At 34.7% G+C, this 25,054-nt stretch carries 25 protein-coding genes and 1 riboswitch; of the genes, 16 read left to right on the top strand and 9 right to left on the bottom strand.

Features of this window, described 5'->3' with window-relative positions; genetic code table 11:
• The first annotated feature begins 93 nt into the window (after positions 1 to 93).
• From AC0ONG_RS18830 to AC0ONG_RS18820, 3 genes are all read left to right on the top strand, one after another.
• The gene (locus AC0ONG_RS18830) at positions 94 to 387 is read left to right on the top strand and encodes a DUF3928 family protein (RefSeq protein ID WP_000288335.1); all 294 of its coding nucleotides are present in this window, start codon (positions 94 to 96) and stop codon (positions 385 to 387) included.
• Between the two features lie 108 nt (positions 388 to 495).
• Complete coding sequence (locus tag AC0ONG_RS18825) at positions 496 to 945, top strand: NUDIX hydrolase (protein WP_002005651.1); 450 nt, start codon at positions 496 to 498, stop codon at positions 943 to 945.
• 139 nt (positions 946 to 1,084) lie between these two features.
• A complete protein-coding gene (locus tag AC0ONG_RS18820; RefSeq protein ID WP_000552075.1) occupies positions 1,085 to 2,260 on the top strand; it encodes an acetyl-CoA C-acetyltransferase in 1,176 nt (391 codons plus the stop codon).
• Positions 2,261 to 2,289: 29 nt separating this feature from the next.
• Here the strand turns inward: AC0ONG_RS18820 and AC0ONG_RS18815 are convergent, their stop codons facing one another.
• The gene (locus AC0ONG_RS18815) at positions 2,290 to 3,015 is read right to left on the bottom strand and encodes an AAA family ATPase (RefSeq protein WP_000568001.1); all 726 of its coding nucleotides are present in this window, start codon (positions 3,013 to 3,015) and stop codon (positions 2,290 to 2,292) included.
• A gap of 214 nt (positions 3,016 to 3,229) precedes the next feature.
• Between AC0ONG_RS18815 and AC0ONG_RS18810 the strand changes: the two genes are divergently transcribed.
• Both AC0ONG_RS18810 and AC0ONG_RS18805 read left to right on the top strand, forming a co-directional pair.
• On the top strand, positions 3,230 to 3,958 hold the full coding sequence (locus tag AC0ONG_RS18810; protein ID WP_001116870.1) for a DUF4184 family protein: 729 nt from the start codon (positions 3,230 to 3,232) through the stop codon (positions 3,956 to 3,958).
• A 37-nt stretch (positions 3,959 to 3,995) separates the two neighbouring features.
• Positions 3,996 to 4,760: a hypothetical protein gene (locus AC0ONG_RS18805; protein WP_000973897.1), complete on the top strand. Its 765-nt coding sequence runs from the start codon at positions 3,996 to 3,998 to the stop codon at positions 4,758 to 4,760.
• A gap of 46 nt (positions 4,761 to 4,806) precedes the next feature.
• On the opposite strand, the gene AC0ONG_RS18800 is transcribed toward AC0ONG_RS18805, so the two are convergent.
• Positions 4,807 to 5,238 carry a DUF3997 domain-containing protein gene (locus AC0ONG_RS18800; RefSeq protein WP_000758794.1) on the bottom strand — a complete coding sequence of 144 codons (432 nt, stop codon included), beginning with the start codon at positions 5,236 to 5,238 and terminating at the stop codon, positions 4,807 to 4,809.
• A 131-nt stretch (positions 5,239 to 5,369) separates the two neighbouring features.
• Between AC0ONG_RS18800 and AC0ONG_RS18795 the strand changes: the two genes are divergently transcribed.
• The 3 genes from AC0ONG_RS18795 to AC0ONG_RS18785 all read left to right on the top strand — a co-directional run bounded on the left by AC0ONG_RS18795 (position 5,370) and on the right by AC0ONG_RS18785 (position 6,652).
• Positions 5,370 to 5,825, top strand: coding sequence for an RDD family protein (locus AC0ONG_RS18795; RefSeq protein ID WP_000769078.1), 456 nt, complete (start codon positions 5,370 to 5,372; stop codon positions 5,823 to 5,825).
• Positions 5,826 to 5,979: 154 nt separating this feature from the next.
• A complete protein-coding gene (locus tag AC0ONG_RS18790) occupies positions 5,980 to 6,078 on the top strand; it encodes a hypothetical protein (RefSeq protein ID WP_000145659.1) in 99 nt (32 codons plus the stop codon).
• A gap of 64 nt (positions 6,079 to 6,142) precedes the next feature.
• On the top strand, positions 6,143 to 6,652 hold the full coding sequence (locus AC0ONG_RS18785) for an SDR family NAD(P)-dependent oxidoreductase (RefSeq protein WP_000218411.1): 510 nt from the start codon (positions 6,143 to 6,145) through the stop codon (positions 6,650 to 6,652).
• A 64-nt stretch (positions 6,653 to 6,716) separates the two neighbouring features.
• Here the strand turns inward: AC0ONG_RS18785 and AC0ONG_RS18780 are convergent, their stop codons facing one another.
• Entirely contained in the window at positions 6,717 to 7,817 is a 1,101-nt protein-coding gene (locus AC0ONG_RS18780; protein WP_000818934.1) for an ABC transporter ATP-binding protein, read from the bottom strand.
• 262 nt (positions 7,818 to 8,079) lie between these two features.
• Between AC0ONG_RS18780 and malL the strand changes: the two genes are divergently transcribed.
• The gene (gene malL, locus AC0ONG_RS18775) at positions 8,080 to 9,756 is read left to right on the top strand and encodes an oligo-1,6-glucosidase (RefSeq protein ID WP_000415168.1); all 1,677 of its coding nucleotides are present in this window, start codon (positions 8,080 to 8,082) and stop codon (positions 9,754 to 9,756) included.
• A 40-nt stretch (positions 9,757 to 9,796) separates the two neighbouring features.
• On the opposite strand, the gene AC0ONG_RS18770 is transcribed toward malL, so the two are convergent.
• The gene (locus AC0ONG_RS18770; protein WP_000471787.1) at positions 9,797 to 11,557 is read right to left on the bottom strand and encodes an alpha-glycosidase; all 1,761 of its coding nucleotides are present in this window, start codon (positions 11,555 to 11,557) and stop codon (positions 9,797 to 9,799) included.
• A gap of 324 nt (positions 11,558 to 11,881) precedes the next feature.
• On the opposite strand from AC0ONG_RS18770, the gene AC0ONG_RS18765 reads away from it, so the two are divergent.
• The 4 genes from AC0ONG_RS18765 to malR all read left to right on the top strand — a co-directional run bounded on the left by AC0ONG_RS18765 (position 11,882) and on the right by malR (position 16,654).
• Positions 11,882 to 13,141 carry an extracellular solute-binding protein gene (locus tag AC0ONG_RS18765; protein WP_000709931.1) on the top strand — a complete coding sequence of 420 codons (1,260 nt, stop codon included), beginning with the start codon at positions 11,882 to 11,884 and terminating at the stop codon, positions 13,139 to 13,141.
• Positions 13,142 to 13,217: 76 nt separating this feature from the next.
• On the top strand, positions 13,218 to 14,519 hold the full coding sequence (gene malC / locus AC0ONG_RS18760) for a maltosaccharide ABC transporter permease MalC (RefSeq protein ID WP_001194983.1): 1,302 nt from the start codon (positions 13,218 to 13,220) through the stop codon (positions 14,517 to 14,519).
• On the top strand, positions 14,520 to 15,362 hold the full coding sequence (malD, locus tag AC0ONG_RS18755; protein ID WP_001022600.1) for a maltosaccharide ABC transporter permease MalD: 843 nt from the start codon (positions 14,520 to 14,522) through the stop codon (positions 15,360 to 15,362).
• Between the two features lie 269 nt (positions 15,363 to 15,631).
• Positions 15,632 to 16,654, top strand: a complete 1,023-nt coding sequence (malR, locus tag AC0ONG_RS18750) for a maltose operon transcriptional repressor MalR (protein ID WP_000219054.1) — start codon at positions 15,632 to 15,634, stop codon at positions 16,652 to 16,654.
• 13 nt (positions 16,655 to 16,667) lie between these two features.
• Here the strand turns inward: malR and AC0ONG_RS18745 are convergent, their stop codons facing one another.
• Both AC0ONG_RS18745 and AC0ONG_RS18740 read right to left on the bottom strand, forming a co-directional pair.
• The gene (locus AC0ONG_RS18745; protein ID WP_000434586.1) at positions 16,668 to 17,831 is read right to left on the bottom strand and encodes an aminotransferase A; all 1,164 of its coding nucleotides are present in this window, start codon (positions 17,829 to 17,831) and stop codon (positions 16,668 to 16,670) included.
• A gap of 121 nt (positions 17,832 to 17,952) precedes the next feature.
• The gene (locus AC0ONG_RS18740; RefSeq protein WP_000929277.1) at positions 17,953 to 18,153 is read right to left on the bottom strand and encodes a hypothetical protein; all 201 of its coding nucleotides are present in this window, start codon (positions 18,151 to 18,153) and stop codon (positions 17,953 to 17,955) included.
• 310 nt (positions 18,154 to 18,463) lie between these two features.
• Here AC0ONG_RS18740 and kinB point away from each other — a divergent pair, with 310 nt between their 5' ends.
• Positions 18,464 to 19,738, top strand: coding sequence for a sporulation sensor histidine kinase KinB (gene kinB, locus AC0ONG_RS18735; protein ID WP_000420371.1), 1,275 nt, complete (start codon positions 18,464 to 18,466; stop codon positions 19,736 to 19,738).
• Between the two features lie 38 nt (positions 19,739 to 19,776).
• Here kinB and AC0ONG_RS18730 read toward each other — a convergent pair whose 3' ends face one another.
• On the bottom strand, positions 19,777 to 20,526 hold the full coding sequence (locus AC0ONG_RS18730; protein WP_000388468.1) for a DUF3967 domain-containing protein: 750 nt from the start codon (positions 20,524 to 20,526) through the stop codon (positions 19,777 to 19,779).
• A gap of 228 nt (positions 20,527 to 20,754) precedes the next feature.
• Between AC0ONG_RS18730 and nucA the strand changes: the two genes are divergently transcribed.
• Together nucA and AC0ONG_RS18720 are read left to right on the top strand one after the other, a co-directional pair.
• Positions 20,755 to 21,189: a DNA-entry nuclease gene (gene nucA / locus AC0ONG_RS18725; protein WP_000811494.1), complete on the top strand. Its 435-nt coding sequence runs from the start codon at positions 20,755 to 20,757 to the stop codon at positions 21,187 to 21,189.
• Positions 21,190 to 21,225: 36 nt separating this feature from the next.
• Positions 21,226 to 21,615, top strand: coding sequence for a competence protein ComJ (locus AC0ONG_RS18720; RefSeq protein WP_000424022.1), 390 nt, complete (start codon positions 21,226 to 21,228; stop codon positions 21,613 to 21,615).
• A gap of 37 nt (positions 21,616 to 21,652) precedes the next feature.
• Here the strand turns inward: AC0ONG_RS18720 and metE are convergent, their stop codons facing one another.
• A complete protein-coding gene (gene metE / locus AC0ONG_RS18715; protein WP_001007602.1) occupies positions 21,653 to 23,941 on the bottom strand; it encodes a 5-methyltetrahydropteroyltriglutamate--homocysteine S-methyltransferase in 2,289 nt (762 codons plus the stop codon).
• A gap of 128 nt (positions 23,942 to 24,069) precedes the next feature.
• A riboswitch (cobalamin riboswitch) is annotated at positions 24,070 to 24,257 on the bottom strand.
• A 196-nt stretch (positions 24,258 to 24,453) separates the two neighbouring features.
• On the bottom strand, positions 24,454 to 25,011 hold the full coding sequence (locus AC0ONG_RS18710) for a PadR family transcriptional regulator (protein ID WP_000062064.1): 558 nt from the start codon (positions 25,009 to 25,011) through the stop codon (positions 24,454 to 24,456).
• Positions 25,012 to 25,054: the final 43 nt, after the last annotated feature.

Raw genomic sequence — 25,054 nt, 5'->3', positions numbered from 1 at the left:
TTGAATATATAGATGACAAGTCGAAAAAATTTCATAGTTCTATAACATGGTATGGTCGTCTTTTTGATATAGTAAAGGAAAGGGGGAGAATATATGTATACATTAAAAATCGTTTCAGACAGAGAAGCACTTTATCAATTTGCGAGTTATGTAAGAGTTGTACGAGGGGTTGAAGATGTATATGTAGAGGTGGGAGAACCTTTATATGAACATCCTTTAATGAAGTTTTATGTACATATTAAGCTGAAAGAAACATATGAGCAGCATAAAGCGTTACAGGAAATAGCAAGATTAGTAGAATTGGGTCGTTTTACATATGTCCATTATCGTAATGATGAAATTGAGGAAGCTTTTGAAGCTGTAAAATATGAAAGTTTTAAGAAATAAAGATGAAAAAACGGAGGCGAAAGCTTCCTTTTTTTCTTTAAAATTACATGAACAAAAAGAGAGAAATTTTGTTATGATAAGGGAGGTTAGGGAAAGGGGAATTTACATATGGGGTATATTGAAGAGTTACGAAAAGTCGTTGGTACAAGACCGCTTATTCTCGTAGGATCAGCAATCATTATATTAAATGATAAACAAGAAGTATTGCTTCAATATCGTTCAGATACATATGATTGGGGTGTACCTGGCGGGGCGATGGAACTGGGTGAAACGACAGAAGAAACGGCACGTAGAGAGTTATTTGAGGAAACGGGGTTAACTGCAAAAATAATGCAATTTCTTGGTGTTCTATCAGGAAAAGAAGTATATTTCCGTTATCCGAATGGCGATGAAATTTTCAATGTCATTCATCTGTATCAGGCACATCATGTGAGCGGGGAATTAAAGCTCGATCATGAAGGGTTGAAACTTCAATATTTTCCAGTAGATAAGTTGCCAAAATTGAATGAAACGACAGAGAAAATTTTGCAAAAGTTTTTATATGCACTGACAGAATAGAAGGTTAATTCCTTCTATTTTTATTATATGAAATATTTTGATTTTTTAGTATGTTTATAGTATGATAGTTATAGATATACATCTTATGGAATTTCACCTAAAAACTTACTAGGGTACATAAGAGAGGGGCAAGTACAAAATGCATAATGTTGTTATTACAGCTGCAGTTCGTTCGCCAATTGGAACTTTTGGAGGAGCGCTAAAAAATGTAACGCCAGTAGAATTAGCTGTTCCTGTACTTCAGGAAGCTGTAAAACGAGGCGGGGTAGAACCACATGAAGTTGATGAAGTAATTTTAGGTCATTGTATTCAAAGAACTGATGAAGCAAATACGGCGAGAACAGCTGCATTAGCGGCAGGATTTCCTGACACAGTTACGGGATATACAATCCAACGTCAATGTTCTTCAGGTATGCAAGCAATTATGTCAGCTGCAATGCAAATCCAATTAGGTGTAAGTGATGTTGTTGTTGCAGGTGGAGTAGAAGCGATGAGTTCGAGCCCTTATGCATTGAAACAGCACCGCTGGGGACAACGTCTACAGCACGGAGAAATTCGTGATACGGTGTGGGAAGTGTTAGAAGATCCGATTCACCATATTATGATGGGTGAAACAGCGGAAAATTTAGTTGAACAATATGAAATTACAAGAGAGGAACAAGATGAAGTTGCTCTTCGCAGTCATACATTGGCACTGAAGGCAATCGAGTCTGGACACTTTGACGATCAAATTGTTCCTATTACAATAAAAGAACGTAGAAAAGAAGTAGTATTTTCGAAGGATGAGCATCCACGTGCAGATATTACAGCGGAAAAATTAGCAGGGTTAAAACCAGCATTCCGTAAAGATGGGTCTGTAACTGCAGGTAATGCATCTGGCCTGAATGACGGAAGTGCAGTTCTAGTATTAATGAGCGAAGAAAAAGCAAAAGAAAAAGGCTTACAACCGTTAGCTAGAATTGTTGGATATTCAGTAGCTGGAGTAGACCCGAAAATTATGGGTATTGGACCAGCACCAGCAATCCGAAAAGGATTAGAGAAAGTAGATTGGTCATTAGAAGATGCAGATTTACTGGAAATTAATGAAGCTTTCGCGGCTCAATATTTAGCTGTAGAGAAAGAGTTAGGTTTAGACCGTGAAAAAGTGAACGTAAACGGTAGTGGCGTAGGACTTGGGCATCCAATTGGTTGTACAGGGGCTCGTATTACAGTAAGTTTAATTCACGAATTAAAAAGACGTGGTTTAGAAAAAGGAATTGCCTCTTTATGCGTTGGTGGCGGTATCGGGGTTGCCTTATTTATAGAAGCACTATAAAAAAGAAGCAGCTATTGCTGCTTCTTTTTTTATGACTCAAATAGATGATGGAATAATCGATCGCGATTTTCAAAGAAAAGTTTCGTCGTTTGATAATGCTCGGTTTCTTCTAATGTGGATTCGTGAATCCCCTCTTGTGTTAAAGAGTATATAGTAGATTCAGGGTAAGCCATTAAAATAGGAGAATGCGTCGCAATAACAAATTGTGAACCTTGTTCAGCTAGTTCGTGCATTCGAATGAGCATGGAAAGTTGTCTCATCGGTGATAGAGCTGCCTCAGGCTCATCTAAAATGTATAAACCTTGTCCTGAAAAACGATTCATAAATAAGGAAAAGAATGATTCACCGTGTGATTGTTCGTGTAGTGAAACGCCGCCGTAAGATTTTATAGCATCTATTTCATCAATATAAGAAGCAACGTTATAAAATGATTCAGCGCGAAGAAAGAAACCGTCGTTTGGTGTATTGAAACTTTTTGAAATTCGAAGGTATTCATGTAAAGATGAATGTGAATCGTTTGTGCTAAAGCGGAAATTCTTCGTTCCACCTTCTGCATTAAAACCTAACGCAATTGCAATTCCTTCAAGTAATGTTGATTTACCCGTTCCGTTTTCTCCAATAATGAATGTTACATTTGGATGGAAAGCTAGTGATTGTAATGTTCGAATAGCGGGTAAGCAGTAAGGATATGCGGAAAAACTAGGGATATTTTCTTTTTTTAATGTGACATTTTGTAAAAAGGGTACGTCAATCAATATATAAACCTCAATTCATAACGGATTTTGAATCTAAAAAGGCAGCAAATACAAGTGTTAATAACACCTGAATCCCTTCTTGTTTTCTGAATATTTATGTGGATTATATCATTTAAACTATCATATTCCAATGTGAAAATAAATATTGCATGAAGATCCATTCTCTCGTTATGATATATGGTATTCTACTGAAAATGTGAGAAGGAGTTAAAGTATGCCGTTTACATTTGCACATCCAGCAGCAGTTCTTCCTTTTGCGAAAAAGCATTCTAAATATATGTCAGTAACGGCTCTTATATTAGGTAGTATGGCGCCTGACTTTGAATATTTTTTACACTTTAGACCGTATGGTGTTATTGGGCATACGTGGCTTGGGTTCTTATATTTAAATTTACCACTTGTCTTCTTATTAGCATACATATATCATTACATTTTAAAAAAGTCTTTTATAACACATTTACCTAAACCATTTGCTGGCTACTATACATATGCAGTAGACAAGGGGTGGGGTCTTCATACATGGAAGGATCTTTTTGTATTTTGTTATTCAGCATTATTCGGTATGTTAACGCATGTTGTTTGGGATGCATTCACTCATAAGACAGGCTATTTTGTTATGAAAATACCATTATTGCAAAGAGAATGGTACGGTATCTCTGTTTATAAATATATGCAACATGGAAGTACATGTATTGGTTTTCTATTATTAGCATACGTTTTATGGAAGCATAGAAATGAAATGGGTAAAGACTTTATTTTAGCTTCGGAAAAAAGAAAGTATTGGATTTCAGTAATTGTTGTGGCAACTATTATATTTATCGTGTATGTGTTCCTAGATCCCTATTTTCATATTTTCCAAATTGGAGGTATAATAGTATCTGGACTGACAAGTTCATTTTGTGGACTTTTCATTGTTTCTATAGTTTACAAAGCAAGGGACTAATTTTATATTCATGAATGATAGCGTTAGGAGAAATGAAATGATGAAAGCATGGAAAAGTATTTTTGTTTTATGTAGTTTTCTTCTTATGTTAAGTGGTTGCTTCCATCAAGAAGAAAAGAAAGCTGAACCGAAGAAGAAAGAATCTATTCCTGAAACAAAAGAATATGGTGGGCGTGAGCTGAAAAAAGTAGGACAAAAAGTGAAAGAAACAGGCTGGGGTACTTTCAAGTTAGAGCAGATGCATTCTGTGAATCAAACATTTGAAGTAGCGCCAATGAAAATTCACGTACAAGATGTGAAAGTAATCTCTTTATCACAGATGAGTGAAAAGGCAAAAAATACATTGAAAGTATACACGGCACTAACTCCTGAAGAAGTAAAACGTAGATTAGGGGATAAAGTAAGCCAAGAAGATGCAGAATTATATGCATCGCTAAGTGGAACAGAGATTAGTAATACAATTCGTTACGTTGAGATTACATATAAAGTGGAGAATAGCGGAAATAAAAATATGCAATTTTTCTCTATGAATGATGTTATAATTAATGGTAAGCAACATTTTAAAGTAGCGACTCAAAACTTTTTATATGACGAAGATACGTTAGTTGGTACAAAAAATGTATCAAGAGAAGACTATAAGCCTGGTGAAACAAGAGATGGGATTATTGGTTTAATACTTGACGATGGAAAAGACAAGGTAAAGGATATTCAGTTTATAACTGATGATTTACTTGCAGGAGATTCAGAAACACAAGATGTTGTAAAAGAGCCACAAACGTTTAATATCTCACTTTCGGAGTAATGTGTTTTTAAAATAATGTAAGACAAAACAGTCAGCACTCAAAAGATTATGCTGACTGTTTTTTTATTTCTTTTATGTATGAATCTACATTTTGAAAAGGTACCTTAATTTTAAACGCATCTTTTTGTTTATTAAATTGCTTTTCATTATAGGGACCGAAACGTTTATTGTGCTTTACGTCAATAATCCAATAATGTTCACTTTTTTTATTTGCAATTGCTGCGTCAGGGTTATTTGGATCTGATTTTTCCTCAGTTTGTTTTGCAATAATGTATTTATCATCCCAAGCAATGTCTGTAATTTTTGCAGGGATGTATTGTGTGGCATATACAGCATCTTGCGAGGGGAAAAGTTCAAATGCATTTCCAGAAGTACGTATGAGCTCGTATTCATCGTTAACCGTATAAGTTAAGTGACTTGTGTTTCCTGTACAACCAGTTAATAGGAAGGCGACGAATAGGATTATCCATTTTTTCAATATGGGAACCTCCTTTATAATGCTATTGTAACAAATTGTACAAGAAAAGTAAGAGAAACGCTAGTTTACAATGTTTTTTAGAAGTGGTACGATGAGACGGGTAAAGAAGGATATGAAGGAGTCGACATAAAATGAAGTTAAAGATGCATCGTCCAGCGCTTGTAATGAATCGCATAGGTGCTTCCCTAATTGACATGTTTTTAATCTCGGTTATGTATGGTGCAGTAGTAGCTATTATGACCGGAAACTATAGTGCTATGTTTAAGCGCTTTAATATAAGTTTAGGTGATTTTAGATATGATTTCGCAGTAGTTTTCATATTAATGGCGATATATTTTATTGTGTTACCCTTTATTTGGAACGGTGTTACACTTGGCAAAAAGGTAACGAGAATAAAATTAATTTCATTGAAGAGTGAAAAGCTAACGTTGCAAACATTAATTATAAGATTTTTTGTATTGTTATTGCCGAACGTATTGCTATTAGGAATTCCATTAATATGTAACGTATATATGATGTTGTTCCGCAAAGACAATTGCGGTTTTCAGGACTTAATTACAAAGACGAAAGTAATAAGTCTTGTATAATGAAAAAAGACCTTTTTATACATAAAATAAGAAGGTCTTTTTTGTTATACTACAATTTATGTAATAATATCATTTTGGGTTTTAATAGATTGAAAATTAAGAAAATGTTATAATGATTAAAATAATATCTTTATATAATAAGGGGGAAATTGAAATGACTGGAGGTAGTGTAATCTTTTGGGGGATTTTAATTTTCATCGGTTTAGTTTTCGATCAGCGTAATAGTAGGAAAAAAGAAGGAGTAAAAAAGTAATCGCTTACAAATGAATGAGCAATTTTTCTTGCTTGCAGATTAATCTTATAAAGGAGTATACTGAATGACGGTAAGACTTATAGAAGGGGTAATGAAAATGAAGCTTGCAGGAAAAGTTGCTATCGTAACTGGCGGTGGCATCGGTATTGGACGTAATACAGCTCTTTTGTTGGCTAAACAAGGCGCAAAAGTTATTGTGACGGACATTGATCAAGAGAGTGGACAAGCAACAGTGGAGGAAATTATGAATCTAGGCGGAGAGGCACTTTTTGTATCCTATGATATGGGAAAACAAGGAGATTGGCAACGCGTTATTAGCATTACTTTGAATGCATTCAGTCGCATTGATATGCTTTTTCAAAATGGTGGTTTATATAAAATAGATTCTATTTTTTCTCGCCAACAAGAGAACGATTCCAATGTACTTTGTATTAATGACGTTTGGATAGAGATAAAACAATTAACGTCATCTTTTATGAAACAGCAAGAAGAAGTGGTGCTTAGTGATTTACCGATTTTCGGTATTATTAGCACGAAAGGACAATCATTTCATACAGTAGAAGCCCTAGTATAATAATGAAAACCGCCCTCAATATATGTGGACGGTTTTTTTGTATGTTATATAGAAGGAAATTTTTTTAGCGAATACGTTGTTCTGTTTGGCTGTCAAAGAAATGCGCTTTATTTAAATCAAATGCCAATTTAATTTGATCTCCAGGTGAGAATATATGTCGTGCATCAACACGTGCTGCAAAATCTTGATTTCCAAGTTTCATATATAAAATAGATTCAGCACCTAACAATTCAGCAACTTCAATTTTTGTTGTGAAAGTAGTAGATTGTGAAGCTTCTAAAAATAGTAGTTCATCATGAATGTCCTCCGGGCGAATACCTAAAACAATTTCCTTATTTACATAGCCTTGTTCACGTAGCATCTTCATTTTTCCTTCAGATACTTTGATTTTTATGGTATTGTCTATAACGAAATCGGTTTCAGTCAATTTACCACGAAAGAAGTTCATCGCTGGTGACCCGATAAATCCACCCACGAAAATGTTTTCTGGTGTTTCATATACTTCTTTTGGAGTTCCAATTTGTTGAATCTTTCCATCCTTCATAACGACAAGACGCGAAGCCATAGTCATTGCTTCTGTTTGGTCATGTGTTACATAAATTGTTGTTGTTCCAAGGCGATGATGTAGCTTAGAAATTTCTGAGCGCATTGCAACACGGAGTTTAGCATCTAAGTTTGATAATGGTTCATCCATTAAGAAAACTTTTGCATCTCGAACGATTGCTCTACCTAACGCAACACGTTGGCGTTGTCCACCTGATAATGCTTTCGGTTTTCTATCTAAATATTGTTCAAGCCCTAAAATTTTTGCTGCATCTTTCACACGACGATCGATTTCATCTTTTGGTATTTTTCGAAGTTTTAATCCGAATGCCATATTATCATATACACTCATATGTGGATAAAGAGCGTAGTTTTGGAAGACCATTGCGATATCTCGATCTTTTGGAGGAACATCATTCATTAGTTTACCATCAATTGAAAACTCGCCTTTTGAAATATCTTCGAGTCCAGCTACCATTCGTAATGTTGTAGATTTTCCGCATCCAGAAGGACCGACAAATACGATAAATTCTTTATCTTGAATGTGTAAATTAAAATCGGTTACAGCTGTTACGTTATTATCATATATCTTATAAATATTTTCTAATTTAAGTTCTGCCATGGTATTTCCCCCTAGAAATAATTATGCAAACGTTTTCTTTGAGTTCATTATAAACGAATAGATTCAAAAAATAAATAAAAAAATAAAACGTTTTCATTTATTGAAGAGTTATTAGTAATTTTCGTATGTTTTCTTAGAAAAAGAACAATAAAAATTGTAAGCGCTATTTTAAATTGAGATAGAATCTGTTATCATTCATTAATGAAAACGTTTGCGCCTTAAAAAAGAGAAAAATGAATTATGAATGAAATGGGGTAGCATAATGGAAAAACAATGGTGGAAAGAAAGCGTAGTATATCAAATTTATCCTCGTAGCTTTATGGATAGTAACGGTGATGGTATAGGAGATCTTCAAGGGATTATTTCAAAGCTAGATTATTTAAAAGAGTTAGGGATTGATGTGATTTGGTTATCACCAGTCTATGAATCTCCAAATGATGATAATGGTTATGATATAAGCGATTATTGTAAGATTATGAACGAGTTCGGAACAATGGAAGATTGGGATGAGCTATTACATGAAATGCATGAACGTAATATGAAATTGATGATGGATTTAGTTGTTAATCATACATCTGATGAACATAAGTGGTTTATTGAATCACGTAAATCAAAAGATAATAAATATAGAGATTACTATATATGGCGTCCTGGAAAAGAAGGGAAAGAACCGAACAACTGGGGAGCTGCTTTTAGTGGGTCTGCATGGAAGTACGATGAAATGACGGATGAATATTATTTACATCTGTTTTCTAAAAAACAGCCGGATTTAAACTGGGATAATGAAAAGGTAAGACAAGATGTTTATGAGATGATGAAGTTTTGGTTAGAAAAAGGAATTGATGGATTCCGCATGGATGTGATCAATTTTATTTCTAAAGAAGAAGGATTACCAACTGTTGAAACAGATGAAGATGGCTATGTTTCAGGTCATAAACATTTTATGAACGGTCCAAACATTCATAAATATTTGCATGAAATGAATGAGGAAGTATTATCGCATTATGATATTATGACGGTTGGTGAGATGCCAGGTGTAACGACAGAAGAAGCCAAATTGTATACTGGAGAAGAACGAAAAGAGTTGCAAATGGTATTCCAATTTGAACATATGGATTTAGATTCAGGAGAAGGTGGAAAGTGGGATGTAAAACCATGCTCACTTCTTACTTTAAAAGAGAATTTGACAAAGTGGCAAAAAGCATTAGAGCATACCGGATGGAATAGCCTTTATTGGAATAACCATGATCAGCCTCGCGTTGTATCTCGTTTTGGTAACGATGGAATGTATCGCATTGAATCAGCAAAAATGTTAGCGACAGTTCTTCATATGATGAAGGGAACGCCATATATTTATCAAGGTGAAGAAATCGGAATGACGAACGTTCGATTCCAATCAATTGATGAATATCGAGATATTGAAACGTTAAATATGTATAAAGAAAAAGTGATAGACCATGGTGAAGATATAGAAAAAGTAATGGAGTCTATTTATATAAAGGGTCGTGATAATGCTAGAACTCCGATGCAGTGGGATGATCAGAATCACGCTGGATTTACAACAGGTGAACCTTGGATTACTGTAAATCCTAACTATAAAGAGATTAATGTGAAACAAGCAATCCAAGATGAAGGTTCAATTTTTTATTACTATAAGAAATTAATTGAGCTACGCAAAAATAATGAAATAGTTGTATATGGATCATATGATTTAATATTAGAGAATAATCCTTCTGTTTTTGCTTATGTAAGAACATATGGAGACGAAAAACTACTTGTTATTGCAAACTTTACTGCGGATGAAAGTGTATTTGAAATGCCTGAGGATATTAGTTATAGTGAATCAGAATTATTTATACACAATTACGATGTAGAAATCGGATCGATAGATAACATTACATTACGTCCGTATGAAGCGATAGTATTCAAATTGAAATAAGAAAAATCCTTATGCCACCTTGGCATAAGGATTTTTTGGATTACCATTTTAATATGGAGAATCCATATGGAGGAAGTGTAACTTGTAATACACTTGCTTCCGCTGAAAATTCTTCATTTGTATAAATGTTAATTATTTTCTTACCAGTAACATGAAGAGGGAGTGAAACTGTAACTTCACTATTAGTAGGGTTTAAAACGAAAAAGATAGTTTCATCCTCATATGTTTTCGTATAAGAAATATAATTATGTTCATCATTTGCTTCGATGAATTGAAAAGTACCATGTCCTCCAAAAGCTTCATGTTGTTTTCGTAATGAAATCAATGTTTGTATATGTGTAAATAATGCATGATCTTGTTCTTTAGTATCCCAAATCATACATTTACGGCAATCGGGGTCCATACCACCATCCATGCCGATTTCATCTCCGTAATAAATGCATGGAGAGCCGATGAAAGAAAGATGGAATACATAGAGCAATTTCAACTTATTTTTATCTCCGTTGCATGTTGTTAAAATTCTTGGAGTATCATGGCTATCTAATAAATGAAAGGCTGCTTCATTTACATTCATAGAGTAGGAATGTAGAGATTCTGTAATTTGCTTCATGAACTCACTTGCTTTAATGGAATCGTTAGCAAAGTAAGAAAGTAGAGCGTTTGTAACAGGGTAGCTCATGACAGCATCAAATTGATCGCCTTGTAGCCATGGAAGGGCATCGTGCCAAATTTCTCCCAAAATATATACTTCAGGATTTAATGTCTTTATTTCAGTTCGGAATTCTCTCCAAAAATTGTGATCGACTTCATTTGCGACATCAAGGCGCCAGCCATCTATATTAAATTCTCGTACCCAATAACGTCCTACTTCAAGTAAGTATTCTTTTACATCTGGATGAGCTGTATTTAATTTAGGCATATACGGTGTAAAGGCGAAAGTATCATAATTTGGAAGTGGCTCGGTTATAATTGGGAATTCATGAATGTGGAACCACTCTTTATATGCGGACTTCTCACCGTTCTCTAGTACGTCTTGAAATTTCTCGAAAAAGTATCCACTATGATTAAACACAGCATCGAGCATTACTTTTATACCGTGCTTATGACATTCTTCAACGAGCTCTTTGAAAGTTTCTTTCGTCCCAAATTGTGGATCAATTTCCATATAGTCAATTGTGTCATATTTATGGTTTGAATGAGCTTTGAAAATAGGTGTGAAATATATTCCGGAAATGCCAAGCTTAACAAGGTAATCAAGGTTTTGAATAACACCAGCAAAATCTCCACCGAAAAAATTAGTTGGAGTTGGATTCGTACTTCCCCAGGGAAGAGTGTTTTCTGGATTCAGCGTACTATCGCCATTAGCAAATCGTTCAGGGAAAATCTGATACCAAATGGTGTCTTTAATCCAAGATGGTGCTTTGAATACATCATCTGCATGAATAAATGGAAAACAGAAAAAGTTACCAACATCATCATTTGGAATGTTAGAAAAGAATCCTCGCTCTGTATAAATAAGAGTGTCTGTTTCAGATTTTAATTCAAACCCATAACGTAAGCGCTTAAATTTGGGTTCGATTGAAATGGACCAATAATCAAATAATGCAGTAGAACCCGTTTTTTTCATGGGTGTACTTGATGATATCCATTTCCCGTCTTTCCATTCGTAAGGATCACCGTAAATAAGATCGGCGCTTTGAATATCATCTCTCTTAGTACGTACTCGGATGTGAATTGTTTGTTCATCATAAGCGTATGCATAATTATCTTTCGGCCTATGATAAATGGCTTCTTTAAACATATAGAAAATCCCCCTTCAATATCTCTATACATAGTATTCCCTTAAGTGTAATAATAAAGCCTATATTGCAAACGATTGCCTTTCTCGTAGCTTTAATATTGCTTATAAGAGTAGTATTCATTTCATATAAAGTCAATGTATAAAGAGTATAATGACATAATTTTTAAATTAATATTTGCAAAATGAATAAAAGAATGTATAATGATAGACAAATAGCGCAAACGTTTTCATAGACTTGAGATATTGTTTGCGCTTCAATTAAACTATTAAATGCAAACGTTTTCAGTTACTGAGGTACATAGACAATTTAGGGAGGTTTTTGGGATGAAGAAAGCATTATCATTATTAACGGTTTCAGCATTATCTATTGGTATGTTATCTGCATGTGGACCGAAAGATTCAGGGAAAAAAGAGGAAAGTAAAGCGAAAAAAGACTATGACCTTCTTGTTTGGGAAGATGAGAAAAAAGGTGTGGGTCTAGAGCCAGCGGTGAAAAGTTTTGAAAAGAAATATAATGTGAAAGTAAAAGTTGAAGAGGTTCAGATGACGAAACAAATAGAAAAACTTCGTCTCGACGGTCCAGCTGGCACAGGGCCAGATGTTGTAACATTGCCACATGATCATATTGGTAATGCGGTAACAGAAGGGCTACTTTCAGAAGTGAAAGTAGATGATACAGTAAAAAGTAAATTTACAGATTTATCAATAGAAGCACAAACATATAACGGAAAAATATACGGTTTACCAAAAGCGATTGAAACACCAATCTTTATTTATAATAAAAAAATGATGCAAAAAGCACCCGAAACGATGGATGAACTGTTTAACTTCTCAAAAGACTTTACGAAAGATGGAAAATACGGATTTTTAGCACTAGGAGATAACTTCTACTTCGCTAATGCATTTATGGCAGGTATGGGTGGTTATGTATTTGGTGAAAAAGATGGAAAGCCAAATGCAAATGATATTGGATTAAATAATAGCGGTGCGGTACAAGGTGCTGAATATATTCAAAAATGGTACAAAGAAAAGTTATTCCCGAAAGGTATTATCGGTGAATCTGGTGGTTCAGCTGCAGATGGATTGTTTAATGAAGGAAAAGCAGCATCTATTATGAATGGTCCATGGGCATTCCAAGCGATGGAAAAGGCTGGAATAGATTATGGTGTTGCTCCAATGCCGAAATTACCAAATGGTCAACCGATGAAAACGTTCGTTGGTGTAAAAGGATGGCATGTAACAAGCTTCTCTAAACAAAATGATTTAGCTACAAAATTTACTGAGTGGGTTACAAATGAAGAAAATGCTAAAATTCGCTTTGAGAAAACGAAAGAAATTCCACCAGTAAAATCAGTAATGGAAGATCCAATCATTAAAGAAAATGAGGCTGCAAAAGCGGTTGCGACGCAATCGGAAAATGGAATTCCAATGCCGAATATTCCAGAAATGCAGGAAGTTTGGAAACCAGCTGGGGATGCGCTTCAATTAGTTGTATCAGATAAAGAAGCACCAAAATCCGCACTTGATAGTGCAGTGAAACAAATTAAAGGTAATATTGAGGCAAATCATAGTAAGAAAAAATAAGGTGAAATTCGTGCCTCTAATATGAGGGGCACGAATTCTCTCCCTTCCATGTGGGAAGAAAAAAGGGGGAAGGAACATGCAAACATCTATGGAACCTGCAAAGGGGTTAAACCATTCAAAGCATAGGAAAATGGCAACCGTGTTATCAATCATTCCGGGCATGGGCCAAATATATAATAAACAATTTGTAAAAGGTCTTATTTTTCTAGTATTAACAGGTTCATTTATTGTAGCCTTTGCTGATTTATTAAATATGGGATTATGGGGCATTGTAACGCTCGGTACAGAAGTTCCACGTGACCATTCTGTCTTTCTATTAGTAGAAGGGATCTTGGCACTTATCGTTATCGCGTTTGGGCTCGGCATATATGCATTTAACTTATATGATGCATATCAAAATGGAAAGAAACGTGATATAGGAACACCGTTAAATTCTGTAAAAGAGCAATACCGTAATTTGTTAGATCAAGGCTTTCCTTATTTAATGGTTTCACCAGGTTTTCTACTACTTATCTTTGTTGTCGTATTTCCAATCATCTTCGTAATTTTAATTGGATTTACAAACTATGATTTATATCATTCTCCTCCAGCTAAATTAGTAGATTGGGTGGGTTTTAAAAACTTTATTGATATTTTCACATTACCGATGTGGAGAGATACATTTTTAAGTGTATTTTCTTGGACTGTCATTTGGACATTCGTTGCAACAACATTACAAGTTGCACTTGGTATTTTTTTAGCGATTATCGTAAATCAGCCTGGTATTAAAGGTAAGGCAATTATTCGAACAATCTTTATTTTACCGTGGGCTGTTCCAGCATTCGTATCTATTCTTGTATTTGCTGGTATGTTTAATGAAACATTTGGAGCAATTAATAACCAAGTATTAGCTTTATTCGGGATTGAAAAGATTGCTTGGATGACAGACCCGTTTTGGTCAAAGATTGCTTTAATTATGATTCAAACATGGCTTGGTTTCCCGTTCGTCTTTGCAATGACAACAGGTATATTGCAATCGATTCCAGGAGAATTATATGAAGCGGCTACAGTAGATGGAGCAACTGCTTGGCAACAGTTCCGCAAAATTACATTGCCACTTGTGTTATATGCAACAGCGCCAATATTAATTACGCAATATACGTTTAACTTTAATAATTTTAGTATTATTTATCTATTTAATAACGGAGGACCTGCTGTGTCTGGACAAAATGCAGGTGGAACGGATATTTTAATTTCATGGATCTATAAGTTAACGATGACTTCGGCTCAGTACGGCAAAGCAGCAGCTCTTACAATGATTTTATCGTTAATTGTTATTACAGTTGCGTTATGGCAATTTAAGAGAACAAAATCATTCCAAGAAGAGGATATGATGTAAATGAATATTAAACGACAAAAGATGCTACGTCTTTCATTAAGTTATTTAGTTATCTTCATAATGTGTGCGATTATTTTCTATCCATTACTATGGATAATTGGCTCATCGTTTAATCCAGGGGATAGTTTATCTGGGTCAAGTATTATTCCGAAAAATGCCACATTAGATCATTATCGCAAGCTACTTGATCTCGATTCAAGTAATTACTTACTTTGGTATAAAAATACTTTGAAAGTTAGCGTAATGACGATGATTTTCTCTGTACTAGCCATTAGTTTTACTGCTTATGCATTTTCGAGATATCGTTTTGTTGGAAGAAAGAATGGTTTATTAACATTTTTAATTTTGCAAATGATCCCGAATTTTGCAGCGTTAATCGCACTATATATATTAGCTCAGTTAACAGGATTACTTGATACACATCTTGCATTAATTTTAATTTATGTGGGCGGAGCAATTCCGATGAATACATGGCTTATGAAAGGGTATTTTGATACGATTCCGAAAGAGTTGGATGAATCAGCTCGAATGGATGGAGCAGGGCATTTCCGTATTTTCTGGCAAATCATTATGCCACTTGCAAAGCCAATCGTAGCGGTTGTAGCGTTATTTACTTTCATTGGTCCATTTACAGATTTCATTTTAGCGAGTATTATTTTGCGAACACCAGAAAATTATACTTTGGCAGTTGGATTATATGAAATGGTTGCGAAGAAATTCGGTAATGAATTTACAACGTTTGCAGCGGGTTCTGTGTTAATTGCGATCCCGATTTCAATTTTATTCCTATCACTACAAAAATATTTTGTTTCCGGTTTAACAGCTGGAGGTACGAAAGGATGAAAAATGGGACATTACGTCCCATTTTTCTTTTCATCTCCCCATAAATAACTTTATAGGGAGATGAAAAGAGATTTGACATCACATGTGAAAAGATGTCAAATAAATAGTATATTATAGTATAGGAAAAAATAGCTATATCCCTTACAATACATGAAGAGGGAGAATAGGATTAGTTTTGCAAGATATAAGAAATAAAAATTTATGACTTGCAATGAGTGCGAGATAAAATATATGAAAAATGGCAGAGAAATGAGAGGAGGGGGATTTTTATGACAGTTACAATTAAAGATGTGGCGAAGCAAGCGAATGTTGCACCATCAACAGTTTCTCGTGTAATTGCTGATAATCCAAGTATAAGTGAAAAGACAAAGCGCCGTGTTAGGAAAGTAATGAGTGAATTAGGGTATCATCCTAATTTAAATGCGAGAAATCTTGCGAACCAAACGACGAAAACACTTGGCCTTGTTATGCCAAGTTCTGCAAGTAAAGCTTTTCAAAATCCATTTTTCCCAGAAGTTATAAGAGGGATTAGTTCATTTGCACACGTAGAAGGTTATGCGCTTTACATGTCGACAGGTGAAACGGAAGAAGAAATTTTTAATGGTGTCGTAAAGATGGTACAGGGACGCCAAATTGGTGGCATTATTCTTTTATATTCAAGAGAGAATGATCGGATTATTCAATATTTACATGAACAAAATTTCCCGTTTGTTTTAATAGGAAAACCATATGATCGAAAAGATGAAATTACATATGTAGATAATGACAATTATACAGCTGCAAGAGAAGTGGCAGAATATTTAATTTCATTAGGGCATAAGCAAATCGCGTTCATTGGTGGTGGATCAGATTTACTTGTAACGAGAGATCGTTTAGCTGGTATGAGTGATGCCTTGAAATTAGCAGACATTGTATTACCAAAAGAATATATTTTACATTTTGATTTTTCGAGGGAAAGTGGTCAACAAGCGGTTGAGGAATTAATGGGACTGCAGCAACCGCCGACGGCAATTATGGCAACGGATGACTTAATTGGACTTGGTGTGTTAAGTGCTCTTTCTAAAAAAGGATTCGTTGTACCGAAGGATGTTTCTATTGTAAGCTTTAATAATGCTTTATTATCAGAAATTGCGAGCCCTCCACTTTCGACAGTTGATGTGAATATTTATCAGCTGGGATATGAGGGAGCAAAAGCTTTAGTTGATAAAGTAGAGAATGCAGAATCCACTGCAAAGTGTATCATTATTCCTCATAAATTACTAAAACGTCAAACTTGTGATCATTATGCATAAAAAAGCTAAGAGTTTAACTCTTAGCTTTTTTCTTTAGAAAGGCTTCTAATCGGTCGCAGCCTTCTTTTAAAGTTTCAATACTATACGCATAGGACAAGCGAAGGTAGCCTTCACCGTATTCAGAGAATGCTGTTCCAGGAACTACAGCTAGTCCAGCTTCTTTGACAAGATCAAGTGCAAAATCAAATGATGAAGATGTCAAATGACCAACATATGGGAATAAGTAAAATGCACCTGTTGGCTTTTCAACTGTTAATCCCATTTGAGTGAGTCTATTATATACGTAATCACGGCGTTTTTTATATTGGTGGCGCATCATTTTGGGTGCGTCTTTAGCTGCTGTTAATGCTTCAATTGCAGCGTATTGAGCGATTGAAGTAGCACACGTTACATTGTATTGATGAACTTTTAATATGTGTCCAGCTAAATAGCTTGGTGCAAATAAAAGTCCAACACGCCAGCCAGTCATAGAATGTGATTTAGATAAACCGTTAATGACAATTGTCTTTTCACGCATTTCTGGGAAATGAGCGATAGATGTGTGCTTTTGTTCATATACCAGCTCGCTATAAATTTCATCTGAAAGGACGAAAATATTTTTGTCTTTTAAAACATCTACAATATCTTTTAGTTCTTCTGTTGATAAAGTTACACCGGTCGGGTTAGAAGGATACGGTAGTACGATACATCTTGTTTTTTCTGTAATAGCATTTTTAAGCGCTTCAGCTGTTAAACGGAATCCAGTTTTACGAACATCTACAAAAATAGGTGTTGCACCGCATAATCGAATAATAGGTTCGTAACCTGGATAAATAGGAGCAGGTAAAATTACTTCTGTTCCTGGCTCTAAAATCGTTCGAAATGTAACATCAATTGCTTCGCTAGCACCGATTGTAACGATGGTTTCGTTTTCAGGTGAGTAGTGTAAATCGTAGTTATCTTTTACGAAGTTACAAGCTGCCTTGCGTAATTCTAGTAAACCAGCGTTATGTGTATAGCTTGTATAGTTTTCTGTAATAGCCCGTTTTGCAGCTTCTTTTACGAGAGAAGGTGTAGGGAAATCGGGTTGTCCGATTGTTAAAGAAATCAAATTATCATAGTTTTGAATCATGTTAGAGAATTGACGGATTCCAGAAATTTGGATGTCCTTCACTCTAGGGTTAATGAATTGTTCCATTGTATCTCCCTTTCTTCCGTTTGAAAATTAAGTTCATTTTATCATATTTTCTATGATCGCGCTTTGTATATGTAATTTAGAAAGAGAGAGAAAAGAGAAAAAAGCCGCTATAAGCGACTTTTTAATATCCGTATTCCCAATCTATTTCATCTTCATTCCAGAGTACAGAGGATACCTTGCCAAGGTGAACAACTGATTCGTTCACAGCACATGTGCAATTTTCATCTCCTGCTTTATGCTGTAATTCTTCATATACTGATTTTTCAACATTTTCTAGAACAACCAAATTTTCTTCTTTTAAAACAAGCGTAGTACCCGCCATATTTATCTTCCTCCTACTAAAGTAATGATCACTTATTTGTAAACATAGATAGTATGGATTATATGCTGTATTTTGCTATAGTTGTCCGTCTAAAAAAGTATTTTTATATTTTCTTTGTAATCCGTATTCATTGTATACTGCACGAAGGAAATTTGGTACAGGGTTTACAATCATTTCGAAAATCTGTAACAATTATGATGAGTTGTTAACAAAGAATTAACAAATATGTTAAGAAAAATCAAAATTTTAAAACAAATACACCTATAAAATGATATAATCATATCAAAATACATATAGGGGATGAGAGGTTATGGAGCTTATCCGTGATTTATTGATTCAAATTGCCATCATAATTTTGCCACTATTTTTATATGAAGCGATTCGTTTAAATCGCTATCAAGAAATGCCTCCGAAGCCAAATCGTTACTTTATTATGTTTTTATCTAGCGTTACGCTCGTTCTCTCCATGACATACTCTATTTGTTTTGGCAATGTGTGTGGGTATAACTTTCACCCCATTCCAATTGTCAGTGGTTTTTTATATGGTGGGATTGTTGGTTTAATCCCAGCGGTTATTTTTGTTGCATATGAATGGTTACTAAAGGGAATGAGCTTTCTTCCAGTTTTAGAAGTAATATTTCTATTGATAGTTCCGCTGTTTTTATCAAAGAAATGGTCTCTTTTTTCAAGGGATAAGAAATTAATTTTAGCATTTATGATTTCATCATTTTATGTGCTTGTTTCTTTAGTATTAGGCATGATTAATGTTCTTTTGGAAACAGGATTTACACCGTATATTTCGCAAATATATAGCGGATTTATATTTGCCTCGCTTATCATGGTCATGACAATGGTATTTCAGGTGTATTTAACTGAATATTTAAATGAAAATGCATTGCTACGTACAGAGATGCAAAAATCAGAAAAGCTTAATATTGTAAGTGAGTTAGCAGCAAGTGTGGCACATGAAGTTCGAAATCCACTTACTGTTGTTCGTGGATTTATCCAATTGTTAGAAAGTACGGAAGATGTGAAGAATAAGGATTATATGCGTCTCGTATTAGCTGAATTGGATCGGGCGGAACAAATTATTTCAGATTACTTGAATTTAGCAAGGCCGCAAATTGAGAAAAAAGAACACATTTGTTTATCAGCCCAATTAATAGAAATGACCACTCTCATGTCGTCATTTGCAGCGATGCAAGGTGTATATTTACAAGTTGAAATTTCAGAAAGTCTTTATACGATTGGTGATAAGACAAAGTTGAAGCAAGCTATTATGAATGTTGTTAAAAATGGTATTGAAGCAATTCAAGGAAATAAAGGATATTTAAAAGTAACAGCTATTCAAAAAGGCGAAACAATCATAATAAGAGTTAAAGATAGTGGTGTTGGTATGACGAAAGAACAGTTAGCAAGGCTGGGGCAACCATATTATTCTTTAAAAGAAAAAGGGACAGGATTAGGGCTTATGGTAACATTTAGTATTTTACAAGCGCATAATGGTACATTGGAATATAAGAGTGAAAGTGGAAAAGGCACTGAAGCAATTATTATATTACCAGCTGTACAAAATAAGGAATAAAAGTTACCGATGGAAGGTAACTTTTTATTTTATATTGCTTATTCATTTGTTTTTTCTTGTTTTGCTCGGCTAAATAAACTTTTAAATGTTTGAAAGAAACTTTGCTCTTTTGAGGCAGCAACCATTCTTTTTGTTTCTTGAATTTCTCGAATAACTTGCATAAGCTGTGCATCACGATTACTGTCCTTGTTATAAATTTGACTAACAAGTTTATTCATTTTTTCTTCCTGTTTGGATTCTCGTTTATACATATGATTCATTAATAAGTCCATCTTTTCTTTTTGTAATGCATCTGTTTGAGCGGCGTGCTCGACTAACTCTTGAAGCATTTTTTCTTGAGAGCCTTCTTTTACATAAACTTGTTGCATCAATTCATCTAGTTTCTCATCCTTTAAACGATTTTGTGTAATTAGAGTAGAATTTTGATGAATAATTGCTTCATTTAATTGAGCTAGCATTTCAAGTTTCAACATGAATTCCTCAAAGTTACGTCCATCTTCCTTTTCTTTCGGTTGTATCTCTTGCTTATCTTGTATAACTGGTACAGGTGGGGCCTCTTTTTCTTTTAAAATAATCGGTATCGTTTCTGAAATATCTTCTTGTAATGTAGCAGCTCTTTCATGTATAGATTTCAATAGTTTTAAATCATCAAGTTTATAAATACGAGCATCAGCTGTTTTAGAAATCATATAGCCATGTTCCTCTAACAGTTGACTATATTTGCGGACTATATGTTTTGGGATGCCTGTTTTATTCGTGACATCTTTCGTTTTATAGGTAGCTTCCATGATATTTCCTCCCCAAAAAGTATCGTATATATCATTTCAATCTTTTATGAGGACTTCCTTTGAAAAAGAATGTCGGAAGGCTATTAGTTTTCTACAGCATTAGTGAAAAAATGAAAGTTTTTGGCGGAATGGCAAGGAATAACTAAAATAATGTCTGAAAACATATACAGGAGAAGTTTGTTATAATAACGGAGGAAAAAAGAAACTGGTAGAAACATGGAGGTATACATGAAGCAATTAAAAGGTATTATCATTTCAATTATCGCAATTCTGTCTATTTTAGTAGCAGTTTATGAAGTACTTGTGCCAGAGGAAACAAGTGTAAAGAAAACGAATACGTATGATCAAGTGTTAGAATTTCCGAAAGAACGTTATCCAGAGACAGGAAAACATATTACGGATGCTATAAAAGAAGGGCATTCAGAAGTTTGTACAATCGATCGTGGTGGTGCTGCAGATAGAAGGAAATTGTCGTTAGCACCATATCCTTCAAAAAAAGGGTATGATCGTGATGAATGGCCAATGGCGATGTGCAAGGAAGGCGGAAAAGGAGCACATATTGAATATATAAGTCCGGCGGATAACCGCGGAGCAGGCTCTTGGGTAGGGAATAAGTTAGATAAATATCCAGATGGTACGCGTGTGAAATTTGAAGTGAAGTAGTAGTTGTACATTTCATAATGAAGGAGAACGGGAACTATGGAGTTAACAATTTCTTATTCGCAATTAATGTTGATGAACTATGACGGTGAGCAGCCTTATGTAGACTGGACGGATGAAGATTTTGAAAGAGGTTATGCTGAGGCAGAGGGAACTGTTATTTTTGAAGCACTTTCTGATTATACTTGTGAAGTGAAAGTGACCCCAGGGAAACATATTGAAAAAGAAGAAGTGATTAGAACGATTACGGTTCCTTTTACAGTTGAAAATGAAAGTATCGTTATAACGAGTATTCTTTCAAATAAATTTCAAATACCTATTCCAAATGGTGAGTATACAGTGGTCTTACAAGCAATTCCTCTTGAAGAGCCAACGGATGATGAATTATATAAAATACAATACGAATTCTTTTTTGAAAGTAAAGAATAAAAAATGGGTTATCCTCAATAAGGATAACCCATTTTCGTTATGCGTTTGTTTTTAGCAGGGAGCGAGCATCTTTTGCTGCTTGCACCATGTGCTCTAAAGCTGGAATAACTTCTTCTGTTCTTCTCGTTTTTAAACCACAATCAGGATTAATCCAGAAATATTTAGGATCGCATACTTCTAAAGATTGTTCTACGATTTTATACATTTCATCTTTACTCGGTACACGTGGGCTATGAATATCATATACACCTAGACCGATGCCTTTTTCATATGTTGTATGTTTTAATGTATCAATAAATTCACCGTGACTTCTTGATGTTTCGATAGAAATCACATCTGCATCTAATGCGCGAATCGCATCAACAATATCTTCGAAGTTACTGTAACACATATGAGTATGAATTTGTGTTTCATTTGCTACAGAAGAAGTTGCTAAAAGGAAGGATTGAACTGCCCATGTAATATAAGCGTCCCAATCTTTTTCTTTTAGTGGCATTCCTTCACGAAGTGCTGGCTCATCGACTTGGATTACTCGAATTCCGGAAGATTCAAGTAGTTCAATTTCGTGACGAAGAGCTAATGCAATTTGATACGAAACTTCTTTTCTTGGAATGTCATTTCGAACGAAGGACCAATTTAAAATTGTAACAGGTCCAGTTAACATTCCTTTTACAACTTTCTCTGTTAAGCTTTGTGCATAAACAGTTTCCTTAATAGTCATTCCGTTAATAAAGGCTACATCACCATAAATAACAGGTGGTTTTACGCAGCGGGAACCGTATGATTGTACCCAACCGTTTTTAGTGAATGAGAAACCAGCAAGACGCTCACCGAAATATTCGACCATGTCAGTTCTTTCAAACTCACCATGTACAAGGACATCAAGACCAATTTCTTCTTGGTAACGAATCCATTTTTCTGTCTCTTTTTCAATAAATTTTTCATATTGTTCATTTGAAATAACACCGTTACGCCATTCTTTTCGCGTTTGACGAACTTCAGTTGTTTGCGGGAAGCTACCGATAGTTGTTGTTGGTAACAATGGTAACTCTAGGGCAACTTGTTGTAATTCGTATCGCTTTTCAAATGGAAGAGGACGTGAAAAATCTTCTTCTTTTAGTGCTGTTCGTGCTGCTTTGACATCTTCACGGTTACGTACAGCAGATGAACGAATTGTATGATGTACATTTCGATATGTTTCCAGCTCATTACTAATACTTTCTGTACCTTTAGTGAGAGCAGAATGAATAAGAACTAACTCTTCTAATTTTTGATTTGCAAATGCTAACGCATCAAATAGCTCAGTCGATAAGTGAGTTTCTTCTGTTTTATCGATTGGTGTATGCAATAAGCTACAAGAAGGCTGAACAATGAAGTCTTTCGTTTGGACTTGTTTTTGTAGCGTTGTAAATAACGTAAGAACTTCATCAAGGTCAGCTCTCCAAATGTTACGGCCATCTATACAACCGACAGCTAAAGTTTTATCAGCTGGGAATCCATATTTTGAAATAGCATGTAGATTACCTTCTTTACCATGAACGAAATCTAATCCAATACCGGATACAGGGAATGTAATAATTTCTTCATAGTTTTCTTCTACACTATCAAAATATGTTTGTAAAAGAAGGTTCGCATTTGGAACTTCTTTACGAATAGCTTCATAAATTTCTTTTGCTTGTTGAACTTCTTCTTTCGTTAAAGAAGCGAAAATCGGTTCATCAACTTGAATGACTTGTGCACCAGCTGCATGTAGTTCTGAAAGCAGTTGTACGTATGGTGCAACTAATTGTTTTAAAATCGTAGCGAATTGTTCTTGTGTATAACCTTTAGCTAATTTTAAGAAAGTATATGGTCCTAAAATAACAGGTTTTCCATCTACTCCTAATTCTTGTTTTGCCTCTTCGTATAAGCGAAGTGGACGATTATCTTTTAAAGAGATTTGTAACCCCTCTTCATATTCAGGAACGATATAATGATAGTTTGTGTTAAACCATTTTGTCATTTCAGAAGCTACGTGATCTTTAGAGCCACGCGCCATTGCGAAATATACATCAAGGTAAGATGTAAACTCAGAAAAACGTGATGGGATAAATCCTAGCATATAAGCAGTATCCAAAACGTGATCATAATATGTAAAGTCGCCAATTGGAATGAGTTCAATCCCTTTTTCTTGCTGTACTTTTACGTGTTGAAGGCGAATTTCTTTCATTGTTGTTAAAAATTGTTCTTCATCGATTTTATTGGACCAAAAAGCTTCCAATGTTTTTTTCCACTCTCGTTGTAGTCCGATACGTGGATAACCTAAGTTACTTGTTTGAATTGCCATTTTAAATTCCTCCCTAATTGAAAGTAAGCATTTCCGTTTACTAGGAAATACCTATAACAAAAAGTACAAAGACATAGAAAATAAGCCTTCCTTTTTGTTTTAACACCTCATCATCATCCGTGAATCTATCAGTGTTGTTAAAACAGGCAGGTCTCCTGACTTATGCTTCATATAATTTCTTTCACCTTCCCGTTTTCACAGTGGCACTAAAAAGAAATCTCAGCATTTACAGTGGCGGGACCGTGTTGGAGTTTCACCAAGCTTCCCTTTTAAACACGAAACGAAACTTTCGTGTACCTATTTTCCTTTTGAAAGGAATTTAACAAGCGATATGATATTGAAACAAATTCTAACACAATTTTTGGAATTTTGTCTACTGTTTTAAAATAAGAAAATTCCAAAGTTTTTATTTCTTATTATTCTGACTTTTGTATTCTGAAGTAACTAATAATATTACATTATAAAAAGAGAAATTGAGCTATGAAAGAAGTAGGGATGTCTTCTTTCATAGCTCAATTTTCATCTATAGCAACTTCTGAAAGCCGGCCTGCTATAGCATCTTTAAGGAGGGTGTTTAGCCATTGTAGTTCAACTGTAATATGCTCAATTACACTTTGTAAAATATATAGTTGTGCACGTGGAACTTTTCCTTTATTACAATCATATATCGTTTGCATAGTATATAAATATTGAAGAGTATCGTTTTTCTTTTTTTCTAAAATAGGAACTAATTCGTGATCATTGCTAAAGTGAGCGAAAGATAAGGCTGAATAAATAGGTTTATATATTTGGTTTTTTGCTTCGAATTGTTTTAATAGTAAAGTGTGGAATAGTTTTTTGCCTTCTTCTGTTATATGAAAAATCGTTTTGTCAGGTCGATTTGTGTCTCTAATTACATTTGTAATATGAATTGCGCCTTGCTTTTCTAATTGCTCGAAGGCGTAATAAAGTGATCCTTTAGCATATTTAATGTAACAATCCATTTGTCGTTCTTTCATAATATGCTGCACTTCATATGGATGTTTATCTCCTTCGAGTAGCAAGCCGAGAATGACTAATTTCATGCTCATGCTGTCTCAACTCCTGTATATAAAAACTTTATCCGGCATTAAC

It is taken from the genome of Bacillus sp. TCT6, from assembly GCF_056033845.1.
The sequence above is the reverse complement of the archived record's forward strand: the minus strand, read 5'-3'. Positions and strand labels throughout refer to the sequence as shown.

What these genes read in the sequence shown, in the direction of transcription:
- AC0ONG_RS18830 (WP_000288335.1), top strand. Translation starts at nt 94, where the DNA reads ATGTATACATTAAAAATCGTTTCAGACAGAGAAGCACTTTATCAATTT.
- AC0ONG_RS18825 (WP_002005651.1), top strand. Translation starts at nt 496, where the DNA reads ATGGGGTATATTGAAGAGTTACGAAAAGTCGTTGGTACAAGACCGCTT.
- AC0ONG_RS18820 (WP_000552075.1), top strand. Translation starts at nt 1,085, where the DNA reads ATGCATAATGTTGTTATTACAGCTGCAGTTCGTTCGCCAATTGGAACT.
- AC0ONG_RS18810 (WP_001116870.1), top strand. Translation starts at nt 3,230, where the DNA reads ATGCCGTTTACATTTGCACATCCAGCAGCAGTTCTTCCTTTTGCGAAA.
- AC0ONG_RS18805 (WP_000973897.1), top strand. Translation starts at nt 3,996, where the DNA reads ATGATGAAAGCATGGAAAAGTATTTTTGTTTTATGTAGTTTTCTTCTT.
- AC0ONG_RS18795 (WP_000769078.1), top strand. Translation starts at nt 5,370, where the DNA reads ATGAAGTTAAAGATGCATCGTCCAGCGCTTGTAATGAATCGCATAGGT.
- AC0ONG_RS18790 (WP_000145659.1), top strand. Translation starts at nt 5,980, where the DNA reads ATGACTGGAGGTAGTGTAATCTTTTGGGGGATTTTAATTTTCATCGGT.
- AC0ONG_RS18785 (WP_000218411.1), top strand. Translation starts at nt 6,143, where the DNA reads ATGACGGTAAGACTTATAGAAGGGGTAATGAAAATGAAGCTTGCAGGA.
- AC0ONG_RS18780 (WP_000818934.1), bottom strand. Translation starts at nt 7,817, where the DNA reads ATGGCAGAACTTAAATTAGAAAATATTTATAAGATATATGATAATAAC.
- malL (WP_000415168.1), top strand. Translation starts at nt 8,080, where the DNA reads ATGGAAAAACAATGGTGGAAAGAAAGCGTAGTATATCAAATTTATCCT.
- AC0ONG_RS18770 (WP_000471787.1), bottom strand. Translation starts at nt 11,557, where the DNA reads ATGTTTAAAGAAGCCATTTATCATAGGCCGAAAGATAATTATGCATAC.
- AC0ONG_RS18765 (WP_000709931.1), top strand. Translation starts at nt 11,882, where the DNA reads ATGAAGAAAGCATTATCATTATTAACGGTTTCAGCATTATCTATTGGT.
- malC (WP_001194983.1), top strand. Translation starts at nt 13,218, where the DNA reads ATGCAAACATCTATGGAACCTGCAAAGGGGTTAAACCATTCAAAGCAT.
- malD (WP_001022600.1), top strand. Translation starts at nt 14,520, where the DNA reads ATGAATATTAAACGACAAAAGATGCTACGTCTTTCATTAAGTTATTTA.
- malR (WP_000219054.1), top strand. Translation starts at nt 15,632, where the DNA reads ATGACAGTTACAATTAAAGATGTGGCGAAGCAAGCGAATGTTGCACCA.
- AC0ONG_RS18745 (WP_000434586.1), bottom strand. Translation starts at nt 17,831, where the DNA reads ATGGAACAATTCATTAACCCTAGAGTGAAGGACATCCAAATTTCTGGA.
- AC0ONG_RS18740 (WP_000929277.1), bottom strand. Translation starts at nt 18,153, where the DNA reads ATGGCGGGTACTACGCTTGTTTTAAAAGAAGAAAATTTGGTTGTTCTA.
- kinB (WP_000420371.1), top strand. Translation starts at nt 18,464, where the DNA reads ATGGAGCTTATCCGTGATTTATTGATTCAAATTGCCATCATAATTTTG.
- AC0ONG_RS18730 (WP_000388468.1), bottom strand. Translation starts at nt 20,526, where the DNA reads ATGGAAGCTACCTATAAAACGAAAGATGTCACGAATAAAACAGGCATC.
- nucA (WP_000811494.1), top strand. Translation starts at nt 20,755, where the DNA reads ATGAAGCAATTAAAAGGTATTATCATTTCAATTATCGCAATTCTGTCT.
- AC0ONG_RS18720 (WP_000424022.1), top strand. Translation starts at nt 21,226, where the DNA reads ATGGAGTTAACAATTTCTTATTCGCAATTAATGTTGATGAACTATGAC.
- metE (WP_001007602.1), bottom strand. Translation starts at nt 23,941, where the DNA reads ATGGCAATTCAAACAAGTAACTTAGGTTATCCACGTATCGGACTACAA.
- AC0ONG_RS18710 (WP_000062064.1), bottom strand. Translation starts at nt 25,011, where the DNA reads ATGAGCATGAAATTAGTCATTCTCGGCTTGCTACTCGAAGGAGATAAA.